Annotated in this window: 12 protein-coding genes; 2 read left to right on the top strand and 10 right to left on the bottom strand. The window is 72.3% G+C overall.

The annotated features are described in order from the left end of the window. Positions 1–243: 243 nt before the first annotated feature. From ACFVXK_RS21735 to ACFVXK_RS21720, 4 genes are all read right to left on the bottom strand, one after another. Positions 244–651: a hypothetical protein gene (locus tag ACFVXK_RS21735; RefSeq protein ID WP_388947270.1), complete on the bottom strand. Its 408-nt coding sequence runs from the start codon at positions 649–651 to the stop codon at positions 244–246. An 81-nt stretch (positions 652–732) separates the two neighbouring features. Further along, positions 733–1,860 (bottom strand): glutamate 5-kinase, encoded by a 1,128-nt coding sequence (proB, locus tag ACFVXK_RS21730; protein ID WP_042818108.1) that lies wholly within the window; start codon positions 1,858–1,860, stop codon positions 733–735. An 83-nt stretch (positions 1,861–1,943) separates the two neighbouring features. Then, complete coding sequence (locus tag ACFVXK_RS21725; RefSeq protein ID WP_389614067.1) at positions 1,944–2,390, bottom strand: GtrA family protein; 447 nt, start codon at positions 2,388–2,390, stop codon at positions 1,944–1,946. Continuing rightward, positions 2,387–3,364: a glycosyltransferase family 2 protein gene (locus ACFVXK_RS21720; RefSeq protein ID WP_389614065.1), complete on the bottom strand. Its 978-nt coding sequence runs from the start codon at positions 3,362–3,364 to the stop codon at positions 2,387–2,389. The genes ACFVXK_RS21725 and ACFVXK_RS21720 overlap by 4 nt, the downstream gene beginning before the upstream one ends. 159 nt (positions 3,365–3,523) lie before the next feature. Between ACFVXK_RS21720 and ACFVXK_RS21715 the strand changes: the two genes are divergently transcribed. Further along, positions 3,524–6,421, top strand: coding sequence for a CDP-glycerol glycerophosphotransferase family protein (locus tag ACFVXK_RS21715; RefSeq protein ID WP_389614063.1), 2,898 nt, complete (start codon positions 3,524–3,526; stop codon positions 6,419–6,421). Further along, positions 6,418–7,566, top strand: a complete 1,149-nt coding sequence (locus ACFVXK_RS21710) for a glycosyltransferase (RefSeq protein WP_389614061.1) — start codon at positions 6,418–6,420, stop codon at positions 7,564–7,566. The genes ACFVXK_RS21715 and ACFVXK_RS21710 overlap by 4 nt, the downstream gene beginning before the upstream one ends. Positions 7,567–7,641: 75 nt before the next feature. On the opposite strand, the gene galE is transcribed toward ACFVXK_RS21710, so the two are convergent. From galE to ACFVXK_RS21680, 6 genes are all read right to left on the bottom strand, one after another. Then, a complete protein-coding gene (galE, locus tag ACFVXK_RS21705) occupies positions 7,642–8,658 on the bottom strand; it encodes a UDP-glucose 4-epimerase GalE (protein WP_389614059.1) in 1,017 nt (338 codons plus the stop codon). Then, positions 8,655–10,307 carry a glycosyltransferase gene (locus ACFVXK_RS21700; protein WP_389614057.1) on the bottom strand — a complete coding sequence of 551 codons (1,653 nt, stop codon included), beginning with the start codon at positions 10,305–10,307 and terminating at the stop codon, positions 8,655–8,657. Before ACFVXK_RS21700 ends, galE begins: the two co-directional genes overlap by 4 nt. A gap of 66 nt (positions 10,308–10,373) precedes the next feature. Further along, positions 10,374–11,822 (bottom strand): GTPase ObgE, encoded by a 1,449-nt coding sequence (gene obgE, locus ACFVXK_RS21695; protein ID WP_389614055.1) that lies wholly within the window; start codon positions 11,820–11,822, stop codon positions 10,374–10,376. A 170-nt stretch (positions 11,823–11,992) separates the two neighbouring features. Continuing rightward, on the bottom strand, positions 11,993–12,247 hold the full coding sequence (gene rpmA, locus ACFVXK_RS21690) for a 50S ribosomal protein L27 (protein ID WP_007264038.1): 255 nt from the start codon (positions 12,245–12,247) through the stop codon (positions 11,993–11,995). A gap of 13 nt (positions 12,248–12,260) precedes the next feature. After that, positions 12,261–12,581 carry a 50S ribosomal protein L21 gene (gene rplU, locus ACFVXK_RS21685; RefSeq protein ID WP_042812502.1) on the bottom strand — a complete coding sequence of 107 codons (321 nt, stop codon included), beginning with the start codon at positions 12,579–12,581 and terminating at the stop codon, positions 12,261–12,263. A gap of 281 nt (positions 12,582–12,862) precedes the next feature. Then, the coding region (locus tag ACFVXK_RS21680) for a ribonuclease E/G (RefSeq protein ID WP_389614052.1) at positions 12,863–15,938 on the bottom strand (3,076 nt) is incomplete at its 5' end.

Raw genomic sequence — 15,938 nt, 5'->3', positions numbered from 1 at the left:
TGCGCCCGGACCCCCTGGGGCTCCGCCCCAGACCCCGCGCCTCAATCGCCGGCGAGGCTGGAATTGCCGCGCCGCGTGGCCCCCTACGGCGCCGTCTCCCAGGGGCTCCGCCCCCGGACCCCCGCCGGGGCCCGCGACCCCGCCCCGCCACCGGCGGACGGAGTCCGCCGCAGCGGCGCGAAGCCGGGGAGGCGCCCCGGCGCCGAGCCGCGCGAGCGGCGCGTCGAGGAGGGGTGCGGCGCGTTAGTAAGGGTGCACGCCCACCGGGTGGGCCGGGGGTGGGCCGTAGCCCTCGGCCACGCGTTGGTGGTAGGTCGTGCGGTCGATGACCTCCAGCCCGACGATCTCCCAGGGTGGGAGCCGCGCCGTGGAGCGGTGTTCGCCCCAGAGGCGGAGGGCGACGGCCGCGGCGTCGTGGAGGTCGCGGGCCTCCTCCCAGTACCGGATCTCCGCATGGTCGTCGGCATACCGGCTGGTCAGCAGGAAGGGGTGGTCGTGCGCGAGCTGCTCCAGCCCGCGCCGCACCTCCGCCAGCGGCGCCGGTCTGCCCGAGACGCTCAGCGTCACGTGCCAGAGGCGGGACACCGGGCCCTGTTCCTCCCCGCCGGCGCCGTCCCCGGTACCGACGCTGGTCAGCGCTCGTCTCACCAGCCGCCTCCTGTCTGCGCTACGCGTGTCCGCCCCTCACAGTTGACCAGTCCCCGGCCCGCCGCGCGGTGGTTTTCCCGAACCTCAGCCCTGCAGCAGGACCAGATCGTCCCGGTGCACGACCTCCCGCTCGTACGCGGGTCCGAGCTCCCGTGCAAGCTCGCGGGTGGAGCGTCCGAGGAGCTGCGGGAGTTCCTTGGCGTCGAAGTTGACCAGGCCCCGGGCCACCGCGACCCCTTCGGCGGAGCGCAGCTCGACGGGGTCGCCCGCGACGAAGTCGCCCTCGACGGCGGCGATGCCCGCCGGCAGCAGGGAGCTGCCGCGCTGGGTGACGGCGCGGACGGCGCCGTCGTCCAGGACGAGGTGCCCCTGCGGGGTGGAGGCGTGCTGCAGCCACAGCAGCCGGTCGGCGGAGCGGCGGCCGGTGGGGTGGAACAGGGTGCCGGTCTCGCGGCCGGCGAGGGCGTCGGCCGCCCTGCTGGCGGAGGTGAGGACGACGGGGACGCCGGCGGCCGCCGCGATCCGCGCGGCCTCGACCTTGGTGACCATGCCGCCGGTGCCGACGCCCGCCTTGCCGGCGCTGCCGATCGAGACGTGGGCGATGTCCTCGGGCCCGCGCACCTCCTCGATGCGGGTGGTGCCGGGCAGGGAGGGGTCGCCGTCGTAGAGGCCGTCGACGTCGGAGAGGAGGACGAGGAGGTCGGCGCGGACCAGGTGGGCGACGAGGGCGGCCAGCCGGTCGTTGTCACCGAAGCGGATCTCGTCCGTGGCGACGGTGTCGTTCTCGTTGACGACGGGCATGGCGCCCATGGCCAGGAGCTGGTCCAGGGTGTTGAACGCGTTGCGGTAGTGCGCGCGCCGGCTGGTGTCGTCAGTGGTGAGCAGCACCTGGCCGACGCGGACGCCGTAGCGGGCGAAGGAGGCGGTGTAGCGGGCGACGAGCAGGCCCTGGCCGACGCTGGCGGCGGCCTGCTGGCGGGCCAGGTCCTTGGGTCGGCGGGCCAGGCCGAGCGGGGAGAGGCCGGCGGCGATGGCTCCGGAGGAGACCAGGACGATCTCCTTCTCGCCGCCGCTGCGGGCCTTGGCCAGGACGTCGACCAGCGCGTCCACCCGGTCGGCGTCGAGCCCGCCCGCCGCGGTGGTGAGGGAGGAGGAGCCGACCTTGACCACGATCCTGCGGGCGTCCACGACACCCTGCCTAGCCGCTGACACGTCTTTTCCCCTCGCACACGCACGAAACCGACCAACCAACCGGCTCAATCTACGGGGTCCCCCGCCCGCCCCGCCCGCGGGTTTCAGCCCCTGGACGCCGAGCCCGCCGCGGCCCGCTCCGGTTCGGGGGCCGGGTCGGGGCCCGTCCCCGGAATGAGGATCTTGCGCGAGAGGACGAAGGTGAACGGGATGGCCAGGACGGCCGCGACCAGCGGGGCGATCCGGGTGTCCATGCCGCCCCAGGTCACCAGGGCGTAGAGGCCGGCCGACTGGATCACGTAGTTGGTGACGTTCGTCAGCGGGAAGAGCAGGAACTTCTTCCAGGTGGGACGCGTTCGGTAGGTGAAGTAGGTGTTCATGAAGAACGAGCCGACCATGGCCAACAGGAAGGCCAGGGTGTAGGCGGCGAAGTACGGCATCCACCAGTGGAGGGGCAGGTAGAGGACGTAGAAGGTGGCGGTGTTGACCCCGCCGACCAGGGCGAAGCGGAATATCTGGCCGAGCTTGTCGCGGCGGGTGGAGGTGCTCATCGGCCGGTGCCTTCCGCGACGACCGGTTCCGCGGGCGCGGCGGCCACGGTCGCGCCGTGGGCCTCCTTGACCAGGAAGTGCGGGCGGCGCTTGGTTTCGTAGTAGATGCGGCCGATGTACTCGCCGATCAGCCCCAGCATGATCATCTGCATGCCGCCGATACCGGCGATCATCGCGATGATCGTGACGTAACCGGGCGAGTCGATGCCGTTGGTGATCGCCATCACGGTGATCCACAGCGCGTACAGGCCGGTCAGCGCAACGAGCGAGACCCCGAGCCAGATGCCGATGCGCAGCGGCCGGTTGTTGAAGGAGATCAGCCCGTCCATGCCGTAGTTCAGCAGGGAGGCGAACTTCCACTTGGTCTCGCCCGCCTCGCGCTGGGCGTTCTGGTAGTCGAAGTGGACGGTGTCGAAGCCGATCCAGGAGAAGAGGCCCTTGGAGAAGCGGTTGTACTCGGGGAGCGCGAGCAGGGCGTCCACGGCGGGCCGGGACAGCAGCCGGAAGTCGCCGACCCCGTCGGTCAGCTCGACGTCGACCCAGCGGTTGACGCCCCGGTAGTAGAGGCGGCTGAGGGCGGAGCGGAGCTTCTTGTCGCCTTCGCGGGTGCGCCGGGCGATGACCTGGTCGTGGCCCTGGCGGTAGTGCTCCAGCATGGTGGCGATGAGCTCCGGCGGGTGCTGGAGGTCCGCGTCCATGATCACCACGGCGTCGCCGGTGGTCTCGCGCAGGCCGGCGAGCATGCCCGCCTCCTTGCCGAAGTTCCGGCTGAAGGAGACGTAGCGGGTGCGGTCCCCGTGCTCGGCGGCGATGCTCCGGAGCTTGCCGAGGGTGCCGTCGCGGCTGCCGTCGTCGACGTAGCAGACCTCGTACTCGACGGGCAGGCCGTCCAGGACCTTGCGGATCTCCTCGTCGAAGCGGTCGATGACGGCCTCTTCGTTGTAACAGGGGACAACTACCGACAGCTTGGTCATGGGCACTTCCTGCTGGGGTCCGAACGGGTGATTGTCGGCAACCGGACCCGCGTCTCAACTCTTCCTTAGAAGTATGCACGGCGACGGTCGCCCTGCCCGAGTCGTGCGCGGCACACGGTAGCTTTGACGGGATAAGCGGAATGGAACGAAGGGATCGAGGTGCACGTGCCTGACGTCTCCGTGGTCGTCATCGTCTACAACGACGCAGAGCGTCTGCCGACAGCCGTCCGGTCGGTTTTGGACCAGACCCTGCGCGGGGTCGAAGTCGTCATCGTCGACGACTGCAGCAAGGACCGGTCCTACGAGGTCGCGCAGGAGCTCGAAGCGGCGAACCCGGGGCGGGTCCGCGCCTTCCGGCTGCCCGAGAACAGCGGCGGCTGCGGCGCGCCCCGCAACCACGGCATCAAGCAGGCCACCGGCACCTACGTCATGTTCCTGGACAGCGACGACGTCCTGGAGCGCAACGCCTGCCGCAACATGCTGGCCGCCGCCGAGCGCACCGGCTCCGACCTGGTCTCGGGCATGTGCGTACGCGTGCACCTCGACAACCGCTGGGGCAAGACCACCGAGTGGTACCCGTGGATCTACGCCCGCACCCGCACGCTGGAGTCGATCACCGAGTACCCGGACCTGCTGGTCTACGACACCCTCTCCACGAACAAGTGCTACCGGCGCTCGTTCCTGCTGGAGCAGGGCCTGGAGTTCCCGGTCGGCATCCACTACGAGGACCTGCTGTTCTCGGCCCAGGCCTACGTCGCGGCCCGCCGCATCACGCTGATCCCCAACCACGTCTACTACTGGAACGTGGTCGAGAAGGCCGCCGCCAAGTCGATCAGCAACCGGCGCCACGAGATCGCGAACTTCGTCCACCGGATGGAGATCCACCGCCGGGTCGACGAGCTGCTGGCCGCCAAGGGCCACACCGCCATCAAGACGGCCAAGGACGCCAAGTTCCTCAAGCACGACCTGGTGCTGCACCTGCGCGACCTGCCCCTGCTGGGCGACGCGTACCGGCAGGAGTTCGCCCGGCTCGCCAACGGCTACCTGGCCGGCATCGACCCGGCCGCGTACGAGAACGTCACCTACCTCCAGGCCATCTGCGCCTACCTGCTCGGCAAGGAGGACTGGAAGAACCTCCTCGCCGCAGCCGACGCGATGACCAACAAGGGCCGGCTGTCCTCCCCGCTGGCCGAGCGCGACGGGCGCGTCTACTGGTGCTCCGAGCACATCGACGACGCCGAGGGCCGCCGCATACTGGACGTCACCGGGCAGGGCTTCCACACCACGCCGCTGTCCTCCCTGGCCCTGGGCAACCGGCTGACCTCGTACGAGGACGACGGACGCGGCAAGGTCACCCTCGCCGGCGCCGTCGTGAACCCGCTCGGCCGGATCGCGCCGGACACCGAGCTGTCCGCCTCGCTGGAGTTCCGGGCCCGGCGGCAGATCGGCGTACGCTCCTTCAGCTTCCCCGTGGCAACCGTGCGCCACGCCGGTGACACGATCGAGTGGAGCGGCACCGCCGACGTCGGCGGCACCGTCCGCCCCCTCGGCATCATCGACGCCGTCTGGGACGTGCGCCTGAAGCTGACGGCCGGCAAGGACCGGATGACCACCCGCGTCTCCGTCGGCGGGGTCGACCTGGAGTCCGCCGCCCGGCTGCGGGTGCGCCCGCGGCTGACCCGGCTGGTCTCCGACCGCTTCGAGCCGGAGATGACCAAGAAGGGCAACCTCTCCTACGTCCTGACCGCCGAGGGCGCCGCCGCCGTCCGCACCCAGTCGCTGATCAGCAGCGCCATGCACGGCAAGGCCGCCGGCGTGGTCAAGCGCAGCCTGCGCCGGGCCCTGAAGGCGCGCCGCAACATCGGCTCGGGCGAGCAGAAGGTGAAGGTCTACCACGAGGTCTTCTCGAAGCTGCCGGTCAAGAAGGGCACGGTCGTCTTCGAGAGCCACATGGGCAAGCAGTACAGCGACAGCCCCAAGGCCATCTACGAGGAGCTGGTCCGCCGAGGCGCCCCCTTCCAGGCGATCTGGTCCTACGCGGGCGCCAAGCCCACCGGCTTCCCCCCGGAGGCCACCCTGGTCAAGCGCTGGAGCTGGCAGTACCTGCGGGCGCTGGCGCAGGCCGAGTACTGGGTCGACAACCAGGGCTTCCCGCTGGCGCTGGCCAAGCGCCCGGGGACCACGTACATCCAGACCTGGCACGGCTCCGCCCTCAAGCGGATGGGCTTCCACGAGCCCCGCACCAAGGCGCAGGGCAAGCCCGCGCAGGACCGCTTCCAGGCGGCCGTCGACCGCTTCGACCACTTCCTGGTCCGCTCCGAGCACGACGTCCGCACCCTCGCCAAGGGCTTCCGGCTCCGTGACGAGGTGCTGCTGCGCACCGGCTACCCGCGCAACGACGCCCTGGTCGAGGCGCACCGGGCCGAGGCGGACAGCGGGGTGGGGGCACCTGCCGGCGGTAGCCGGGGGAGGGTGCGCGGGCCGCTCGCCGCCGAGCTGGGCATCGACCCCGACCAGCGGGTGCTGCTGTACGCGCCGACCTTCCGGGCCACCGCGGACGGCGCGGTGGAGGGCTTCTCGTTCCCGTTCGACGTGGAGGAGTTCGCGGACCGGCTCGGCGACCGGGTCACGCTGCTGGTGCGCACGCACTACCTCAACAGCGTCTCCCTGCCGCCGTCGGTCGCGGGCCGGGTGATCGACGTCTCCCGGCACCACGACATCACCCCGCTGCTGGCGCTCGCCGACGGGCTGATCACCGACTACTCGTCCGTGATGTTCGACTACGCGGTGCTGGACCGGCCGATGATCTTCTTCGCGTACGACTACGAGAAGTACTCGACGGACATCCGCGGCACGTACTTCGACCTGCTGGACAAGGCCCCGGGCCCGGTGGTGGCCACGGCGGAGGAGCTGATGCAGGCCGTCGCCGCCTTCGACGAGGCCGACGCCAAGTACGCCGAGGCCCGCCGGCGGTTCCTCGCCGAGTTCGGCGAGTACGACCGCGGGGACGCCGCCCGTCAGATCGTCGAGAAGTTCTTCACCAGGAGCGGCAAGTGAGCCGGGACATCTTCATCGTCTCCAACAGCGTGGACGAGCTCGGCGGTGTGACCACCTGGTCCCACCAGATGGCCCGGCTGTTCACCGACCGGGGCCACCGCGTGCACATCGTGGGCATCGCCCCCGTCGCCGAGGAGATCCGGCAGAAGCTGCCCGCGGACCTCCCGTACGGGATGACCACCCTGTACGAGACCCACCCGCCCAAGGCCCGTCGGCTGCGCGGCGTCAAGGGCCGCCTCAACGCCCCCGAGCGGCGCCGCCAGGCGGCCCGGCGGGCGGGCATGCGGGAGAGGGCCGAGCGGCTGAGCGAGATGTTCCGGGCCGCCGCCCCGGGCGCCGTGGTGATCGTGACCCAGGTCTGGGCGATGGAGTGGGTGGCCCTCGCCGACACCAAGGGGCTCTCCGTCGTCGGGATGAGCCACGAGTCCTTCGAGGCCAGCCAGAAGTCCACCCGCGGCGACCGGGTCCGCCGCTGGTACCCGGAGGTCGACCGGCTGCTCGTCCTCACCCCGGAGGACGCGGACCTGTGGATCCGGTCCGGCATGGAGAACGTCGACAGCATGCCGAACCCGCTGCCGTTCATGCCGGACTCCCCCGCCCCCCGCACCGCGAAGGTCGTCGCGAGCGTCGGCCGCCTCGCGTTCGAGAAGGGCGTGGACCTGCTGCTCGACGCCTGGGCGGACGCGGTCCCGCGCCACCCGGACTGGACGCTGCGGATCTACGGGGCCGGTGTCGAGGAGCCCACCCTGCGGGCGCACTGCACCTCGCTCGGGCTGGACGACTCCGTGGAGTGGATGGGCAGCACCGACGACGTGCTGGGCGCGCTGAGCGGGGCCTCCGTCTTCGCCCAGGCCTCCCGGGCCGAGGGCTTCCCGATCACCCTGCTGGAGGCGATGGCGGCGGGCCTGCCCGTGGCCGCGTTCGACTGCGCGCCGGGCGTACGGGAGATCGTGGCGCACGGGGAGGACGGTCTGCTGGCCCGCCTCGGCAACACGATGGAGCTCGCCGGGCACCTCGACGACCTGATGTCGGACCCCGCCACCCGCGACCGGCTCGGCGACGGGGCCTTCCGCAGCGTGCGCCGCTACTCCAGCGCGGAGATCACCGACCGGTGGGAGAGCCTCTTCGCCTTCCTGGAGCGCTGACCCCCCACCCCGGAACAACGCGAAGCCGCCCGCCCCGGTCGTCCGGGGCGGGCGGCTTCGCGCCGGTGCGGCGCGTCAGACGGTGTGGGCGTCCTTGTGGCGGTCGTGGCGCGGGGCCCGGCGGTTGGCCTCCCAGCCCGCCCAGGCCGAGCTGATCATCTCGCGGACGTCGTGCCGCGCCTTCCAGCCGAGCTCCGCGGCGATCCGGTCGGCCGAGGCCACGACCTTCGCCGGGTCGCCGGGACGGCGGGGGGTGACGACCGGCGCGTAGGTGTGCCCGGTGCCCTCGTTCAGCAGCTCGACCATCTCCTTGACGGAGACGCCCTCGCCGCGCCCGATGTTGACGGTGAGGTCCTTGTACTCGCCCGCCGCACCCCATTCGGCGAGCCTGCGCGCGGCCACCACGTGGGCGTCCGCCAGGTCCTCGACGTGGATGTAGTCGCGGATGCAGGTGCCGTCCGGGGTCGGGTAGTCGTCGCCGAAGATCCGGGCGCCCTCGCCGGCGTCGTAGCGCTCGAAGACCATCGGGACCAGGTTGAAGACCCCGGTGTCGGCGAGCTCGGGGGCGGCGGCGCCCGCCACGTTGAAGTAGCGCAGGCAGGCGGTGGAGATGCCGTGGGCCCTGCCCGCGGCACGGACCAGCCACTCGCCGGCCAGCTTGGTCTCGCCGTACGGGCTCAGCGGCTTGCAGGGGGTCTCCTCGGTCACCGAGTCCACGTCGGGCATGCCGTACACGGAGGCGGAGGAGGAGAAGAGGAAGTTGCGGATGCCGGCGGCGGCCACCGCCCCGAGCAGGACCTGCAGGCCCTCCACGTTCTCGTGGTAGTAGTACAGCGGCTTCTCGACGGACTCGCCGACCTGCTTCTTGCCCGCCAGGTGCACCACGCCGGTGATCTTGTGTTCGGCGATGGCCCGGTCCAGGGCGAGGCGGTCCAGCACCGAGGCGGTCACCAGCGGCACGCCCTCCGGTACGCGGTCCTCCCGGCCGGTGGAGAGGTCGTCGAAGACCACGACCTGCTGTCCCGCGAGCAGCATCGCGCGGACGACGTGCGCGCCGATGTATCCGGCGCCACCGGTGATCAGAAACGTCATGCGTGTTCTCCCGAGCTCTGGCGTGACCTGCGCGTGCGGGCGCGGTCGAGGCGGTTGCGTACGAAGGTCAGCGCGCCCCCGGCACCGGGGGCGAGGCGCAGCGCGAGCGCGCCGGAGGCCGTGCGGTAGGGCTGCGCCAGCAGAACACCGTACCGGCTGCTGGGCAGCGCCCGGCGGCGGAGCAGTCCGCCGAGGGGGCGCAGGGAGGCGACCGGGGAGCTCCCGTCGCCGCAGTCCACTCCCGCCCGGACGTCCCAGGCCTGCATGCCGCGCAGCCCCCGGCGGCGGCCCTCGGCGGCCAGCGCGGCGAGCCGGAACGGGACCTCCGCGGTCCAGCCGTCCCCGTCGGCGGCGGGCCGCAGCTCCACCGGGCGCACCTGGACGGGGTCGCCGCCGGTGCGCGGCAGGAAGCTCAGCCGCACCGCGTGCGGGCGGGCCTGCGCGAGCCGCCCGTACAGCTCGCGGACCCGCACCTGGACGGCCGCGCCCCCGGCGGGCCGTGCCTCGACGGTCAGGGGCAGCTCCGCGGCGGGCAGGGCGTCGAGCCCGTCCAGCGGGACCGGCAGCTCCGCGCTCCACACCGGCTCCCCGGCGGCGCCCGTCGCGTACGGGGGCAGCAGCCGGGCGGGCTCGGCGGCCAGGCCGGTCATCAGCCGCTCGACGTCGGCGGGCGGGGTCTCGGAGGCCAGCAGCACGCGGGCGGTCCAGCGGGCCCGGGCGGGGGCGGCGTCGAGGTCGGCGGCGTCGAAGCCGGCCAGGTAGTCACGGGTCAGGGTCCACCAGGCGGCCCGGTAGCCGCGGTCCCTGCCGAGTTCGCGCAGGTACATGCGCAGGTCGTAGTCGAGGAACTTCACCTGACAGGCGTGGCCGAGCTCCGGCGAGGCGGCGGCGAGGGTGCGCGAGGCGGTGCGGTGGGCGTCGACGCGGGAGCGCCAGTTGCCGATGTCCTTGCGGTCCAGGGAGATGGACACCTGGGCGGCGCTGCGGCGCACGTGCCACACGTAGACGAGGTCGCCGACGACCGCGATGCGGGGGGCGGCGGCCAGGACGCGGGAGGTGAAGACGAAGTCCTCGTAGACGAACCGGCCGTCGGGGAAGCGGATCCCGTGCTTCTCCAGGAAGGAACGGTCGTACAGCTTGTTGACGCAGAGGGTGTCGCGGACCAGCTCGGGCCGGTCGGCGGGCCGCTCGACGACCTCGCCCGGCGTGTACAGCCCGGGCATCCAGGGCACGTCGCGGCCCTCGGGCAGCTCGCGCCGGACGCACGCCCCGACCGTGACCGGGGCGCGGTGCTCCTCGGCCGCCCGCACCAGGGCGTCGGCCGCGCCGGGCGGCAGGACGTCGTCGCTGTCGAGGAAGAGGACGTACGGGGAGGTGGCGGTGGCGATCCCGTCGTTGCGCGGGGTGCCGCAGCCGCCGCTGTTCTCCGTCCGGTGGACGACCTTCAGGCGCGGGTGGACGGCGGCCAGCTCGTCCAGGACCCGCGCGGTCGCGTCCGAGGAGGCGTCGTCGACGGCGATGACCTCGGCAACCACCGGGCCCTGGGCGAGGGCCGAGGAGACGGCCTCGCCCACGAGCCCGGCGTCGTTGTACGCGATCACGACCACGGACACCGAGGGGGTGTCACTGCTGGAATTGCTGCTGCTCACCCGCAGGATCCTAGGCGAACGGCGTAAAGCGGGCTTCAAGTCCGCCGCCCGCCGCCCGCCCGCAGGTCACTGGAAGGGGCGGAACTCGTCGTACTCCTGCTGGGCGGAGTCGCCGCGCTTGGCTTCCTTCTCCTTGCGGCGCGTGGTGGCCGGACGCGGGGCCTCCAGGCGGTGGTCCTCACCGCGGCGGCCCAGCATCTCGGCGCCGGCCATCATGGTCGGCTCCCAGTCGAAGACGACCGCGTTGTCCTCGGCGCCGATCGCGACGCCGTCGCCCGCCTTGGCACCGGCCTTCTTCAGCGCGTCCTCGACACCGAGGCGGTTGAGGCGGTCGGCGAGGTAGCCGACGGCCTCGTCGTTGTTGAAGTCGGTCTGGCGGACCCAGCGCTCCGGCTTCTCGCCGCGCACGCGGTACACGTCCTCGACCTCGTCGTAGGTGACGGTGAAGCCGGCGTCGTCCACGGCCTTCGGGCGGATGACGATACGGGTCGCCTCCTGCTTGGGCGTGCGGGCGCGCGCCTTGGCCACGACCTCGGCGAGGAAGTAGGAGAGCTCCTTGAGGCCGGTGCGGGCGACCGCGGAGACCTCGAAGACCTTGTAGCCGCGGGCCTCCAGGTCCGGGCGGACCATCTCGGCGAGGTCCTGGCCGTCGGGGATGTCGACCTTGTTCAGCACGACGAGGCGGGGGCGCTTCTCCAGGCCGCCGCCGTAGAGCTTGAGCTCCTCCTCGATGAGGTCGAGGTCGCCGACCGGGTCGCGGTCCGACTCCAGCGTGGCGGTGTCCAGCACGTGCACGAGGACCGAGCAGCGCTCGACGTGGCGCAGGAACTCCAGGCCCAGGCCCTTGCCCTGGCTGGCGCCCGGGATCAGGCCGGGGACGTCGGCGATCGTGTAGACGGTCGAGCCGGCGGTGACCACGCCCAGGTTCGGGACGAGGGTGGTGAAGGGGTAGTCCGCGATCTTCGGCTTGGCGGCGGAGAGCACCGAGATCAGCGAGGACTTGCCGGCGCTGGGGAAGCCGACGAGCGCCACGTCGGCGACGGTCTTCAGCTCCAGGACGATGTCGCCCGTGGTGCCGGGGACGCCGAGGAGGGCGAAGCCGGGGGCCTTGCGGCGGGCGGAGGACAGCGCGGCGTTGCCGAGGCCACCGCGGCCGCCCTCGGCGGCCACGTACGTGGTGCCCTGGCCGACGAGGTCGGCGAGGACGTTGCCCTCCTTGTCGAGGACGACGGTGCCGTCCGGCACGGGCAGGATCAGGTCCTGGCCGTCCTTGCCGGAGCGGTTGCCGCCCTCGCCGGGCTTGCCGTTGGTGGCCTTGCGGTGGGGGCTGTGGTGGTAGTCCAGCAGGGTGGTGATCGCCTGCTCCACCACCAGGATCACGTCACCGCCACGGCCGCCGTTGCCGCCGTCGGGTCCGCCCAGGGGCTTGAACTTCTCCCGGTGAACGGAGGCGCAGCCGTGGCCCCCGTTACCCGCGGCGACGTGCAGCTCGACGCGGTCCACGAAGGTGGTCATGGGTGTTCCTCCAGATACTTACGGGAATGTCCCGGACAGGCCTTGCTGTCCATTAAACGTGTCTGTGTGACAACGCGCCGAGGGCGGACCTCTCTTCCCGGCCTGAGCCGGGAAGAGTTGAGATCCGCCCTCGGGGTGTTACGAACGCTTGTGATGCAGCAGGAGCTGGATCAGGCGGCCGGAACGATGTTGACGACCTTGCGGCCACGGTGCGTACCGAACTGCACCGCACCCGGCAGCAGCGCGAACAGCGTGTCGTCGCCACCGCGACCGACACCCGCACCCGGGTGGAAGTGGGTGCCGCGCTGGCGGACGAGGATCTCGCCGGCGGAGACGACCTGACCGCCGAAGCGCTTCACGCCGAGCCGCTGAGCATTGGAATCGCGCCCGTTCCGGGTGGACGATGCGCCCTTCTTGTGTGCCATGTCTCAGTCCCTCTTACTTCGCAGCCGCGGGGATACCGGTGACCTTGATCGCCGTGTACTGCTGGCGGTGACCCTGGCGACGGCGGTAGCCGGTCTTGTTCTTGTAGCGCAGGATGTCGATCTTGGCGCCCTTGTGGTGGTCCACGACCTCGGCCTGGACCTTGATGCCGGCCAGGACCCACGGGTCGCTGGTCACGGCGTCGCCGTCGACAACGAGCAGGGTCGAGAGCTCGACCGTGTCGCCAACCTTGGCAGTGGAAATCTTGTCAACCTCAACGATGTCGCCGACAGCAACCTTGTGCTGGCGACCACCGCTGCGCACGATGGCGTACACGCGGATCTCTCTCTCACTCGGGACGGATGCTCCTGAAGCCAGCCGCTCACGCGGGCCGGGGCCCACGGTGATCCGGAATGGACGAGCGGCCTCTCCCGTGTCCCGTCCGCTTGCGCGGAGGGTGCGGGAGGAAGGTGCTCAGGAGCGTGGCGCGCGCTGCACGGTAAACGTCCAGGACACGCCGACGGTCTAGGTTACGGGGCCGGTCCGAGAGGGTCAAACCGGGCCCCGCGGGCCCGTGGGGCCCCACCTCTCGGCGGGGCCCCACGGAGCGGGGACGATCAGGCCTCGGCCGGGGCCGAGACGGACGGCGGGGTCTGCTGCTCCGCCGCCGCGGTCTTCTTCGTCGTCCGCTTCGCGGCGGTCTTCTTGACCGTCGTCGTCTTCTTCGCGGCCGTCTTCTTGGCGGCCGCCGCCTTCTTGGCCGGGGCCTTCTTCGCCGTGGCCGCCTTCTTGGCCGGAGCCTTGCGGGTGGCCTTCTTGGCCGGCGCCGCGGCCTCGGCCCCGGCGTCCGCCTCGACGTCCGCCTCGACGACGGGCTCGGCTGCGGCCTCGGCCGCGGGGGCCTCGACGACCACGACGGCGGCCTCGGCCGCACCGGCCGGTGCGGTGGCCTTGCGGACGGCACGGCGGCGCGGACGCGCCGGGGCGGCTTCCACGACCGGCTCGGGCTCGACGACCGGCTCGGGCTCGACCACGGGCTCGGCCACGGCCTCCACGACCGGCTCGGGCTCCGCGACGGCCTCCACGGCCGGCTCCGCCTCGGCCACGGGCTCCGCGGCCGGCTCGGGAGCCGGAGCGGTGGCCTTGCGGGTCGCCCGGCGACGGGTACGGCCCTTGGGCGCGGCCTCCTCGGCCACCGGGGCGGCCTCGACCGGAGCGGCCTCGACCGTCTCCACGGCCTCCACGGCCTCGGTGACGACCTCGGCGGCCGGCTCCAGCACGGTGTCGGCGGGCTCGGCCACGGGCTCGTCCACGACGACCGGGGTCACCGGCGCCGGGGCGGCCTGCCGCTCGCCGCCGCGCGGGGCGCCCGCCGGAGCGGTCGCCTTGCGGGTGGCACGGCGGCGGTTGCGGCGCCCGCTGATGCCCGCCGCGGCCTCGGCCTCGGCCGGGCTGCTGTACAGCTCCTCGCCCGGCACGAACGCCGGCTCCGGCAGCGCACGCGGCGCGGCGGCCTCGGCGGCCACCTCGGCCTCGGTCTCGGTCTCGAACACCTCGGCGTCGGCGGTCTCGGCCGCCTCCAGCTCGTGCTCGTGCTCGTGCTCCAGGGCGCGGCCGCCACGGCGCTTGGCACGCTTGCCGTTGCCGCCTCCGCCGACCGCGGCCGGGGTGTCCATGTGGACGATGACACCGCGGCCGTTGCAGTGGACGCAGGTCTCGGAGAAGGACTCCAGCAGACCCTGGCCCACCCGCTTGCGGGTCATCTGGACCAGGCCCAGCGAGGTGACCTCGGCCACCTGGTGCTTCGTGCGGTCGCGGCCCAGGCACTCCAGCATGCGCCGCAGGACCAGGTCGCGGTTGGACTCCAGGACCATGTCGATGAAGTCGATGACGACGATGCCGCCCAGGTCGCGCAGCCGCAGCTGGCGCACGATCTCCTCGGCCGCCTCCAGGTTGTTCCGGGTGACGGTCTCCTCGAGGTTGCCGCCCTGACCGGTGAACTTGCCGGTGTTGACGTCGATGACGATCATCGCCTCGGTCTTGTCGATCACCAGGGAGCCGCCCGAGGGCAGCCACACCTTGCGGTCGAGCGCCTTGGCCAGCTGCTCGTCGATCCGGTACGTCGCGAAGACGTCCACCTCGGAGGTCCAGCGGGACAGCCGGTCGGCCAGGTCCGGGGCCACGTGGGACACGTAGCCGTGGATGGTCTCCCACGCCTGGTCACCGCTGATGATGACCTTGGAGAAGTCCTCGTTGAAGATGTCGCGCACGACGCGGACGGTCATGTCCGGCTCGCCGTACAGCAGGCTCGGCGACGAGGTCGTGATCTGCTTCGACTTCTTCTGGATGTCCTCCCACTGCGCCTGCAGACGCTCGACGTCGCGGCGCAGCTCGTCCTCGCTCGCACCCTCGGCGGCGGTGCGCACGATGACGCCCGCGTCCTCGGGGACGATCTTCTTGAGGATGGTCTTCAGGCGCGCGCGCTCGGTGTCGGGCAGCTTGCGGCTGATGCCGGTCATCGAGCCCTCGGGCACGTAGACCAGGTAGCGGCCGGGCAGCGAGACCTGGCTGGTCAGACGGGCGCCCTTGTGGCCGATCGGGTCCTTGGTGACCTGTACCAGGACCGACTGGCCGGACTTGAGGGCGGACTCGATGCGGCGCGGCCCGTTGGCCATGCCGAGCGCCTCGAAGTTGACCTCACCGGCGTACAGGACGGCGTTGCGGCCCTTGCCGATGTCGATGAAGGCGGCCTCCATGGACGGCAGCACGTTCTGGACCTTGCCCAGGTAGACGTTGCCGACGTACGAGGTGGCCTCTTCCTTGTTGACGTAGTGCTCGACGAGCACGTTGTCCTCGAGGACGCCGATCTGGGTGCGCTCGCCGGCCTGGCGGACGACCATCACGCGCTCGACGGCCTCGCGGCGGGCCAGGAACTCGGCCTCGGTGATGATCGGCACGCGGCGGCGGCCCTGCTCGCGGCCCTCGCGGCGGCGCTGCTTCTTCGCCTCCAGGCGGGTCGAGCCCTTGATGGACTGGACCTCGTCGGACGGCTCGGCCTTCTCGCGCGCCGGGCGCGGCTCGCGGACCTTGACGACGGTGCGGACACCGTCCTCCTCGCCCGCCTCGACCTCGGCGGCGTCACCGCTGCGGCGGCGGCGACGGCGGCGACGGCGGCTGGAGGAGGAGCCGAGGGCCTCGTCGGCCTCCTCGTCCTCTTCGTGCGCGTCCTCCTCGTCGGCGGCCTCGGTCTCGGCCTCGTCCTCGGCGCCCTCGTCGAGGTCGGCGGCCTCGCCGCGGCGACGGCGACGGCCACCGCGACGGCGGCGGCGCGAGGGGCGGTCGCCCGACTCGTCGGCCTCTTCCTCGTCGAGCTCGGCGGCCTCGGCCTCCGGCTCCTCCTCGGCCTCGGCCACGACGTCCGCCAGGGTCACGGGCTCGGCGGCGCCACGGCGGCGACGGCGGCGGCCGGAGGGCTGGGCGGCGGCGGGGGCCTGGACCTCGGCGACGGCCTCGGCCTCTTCCTCCTCGGTCTCCTCCTCCGCCTCGACGGCGGCGGCAGCGGCCGCGGCGGCGAGGGCGGCGGTCTCCGGGGTCTGGAACATCGGCTCGGCGAAGACCGGGGCCTGGAAGACGGCCACGGCCGGACGCGCGGCACGGCGGGCGGCGCGGTTGGGGGCGGCGGGCGCCTCCGGC

Source organism: Streptomyces sp. NPDC058157 (assembly GCF_042884105.1).
In the GTDB taxonomy this organism is placed as follows: Bacteria; Actinomycetota; Actinomycetes; order Streptomycetales; family Streptomycetaceae; genus Streptomyces.
The sequence above is the reverse complement of the archived record's forward strand: the minus strand, read 5'-3'. Positions and strand labels throughout refer to the sequence as shown.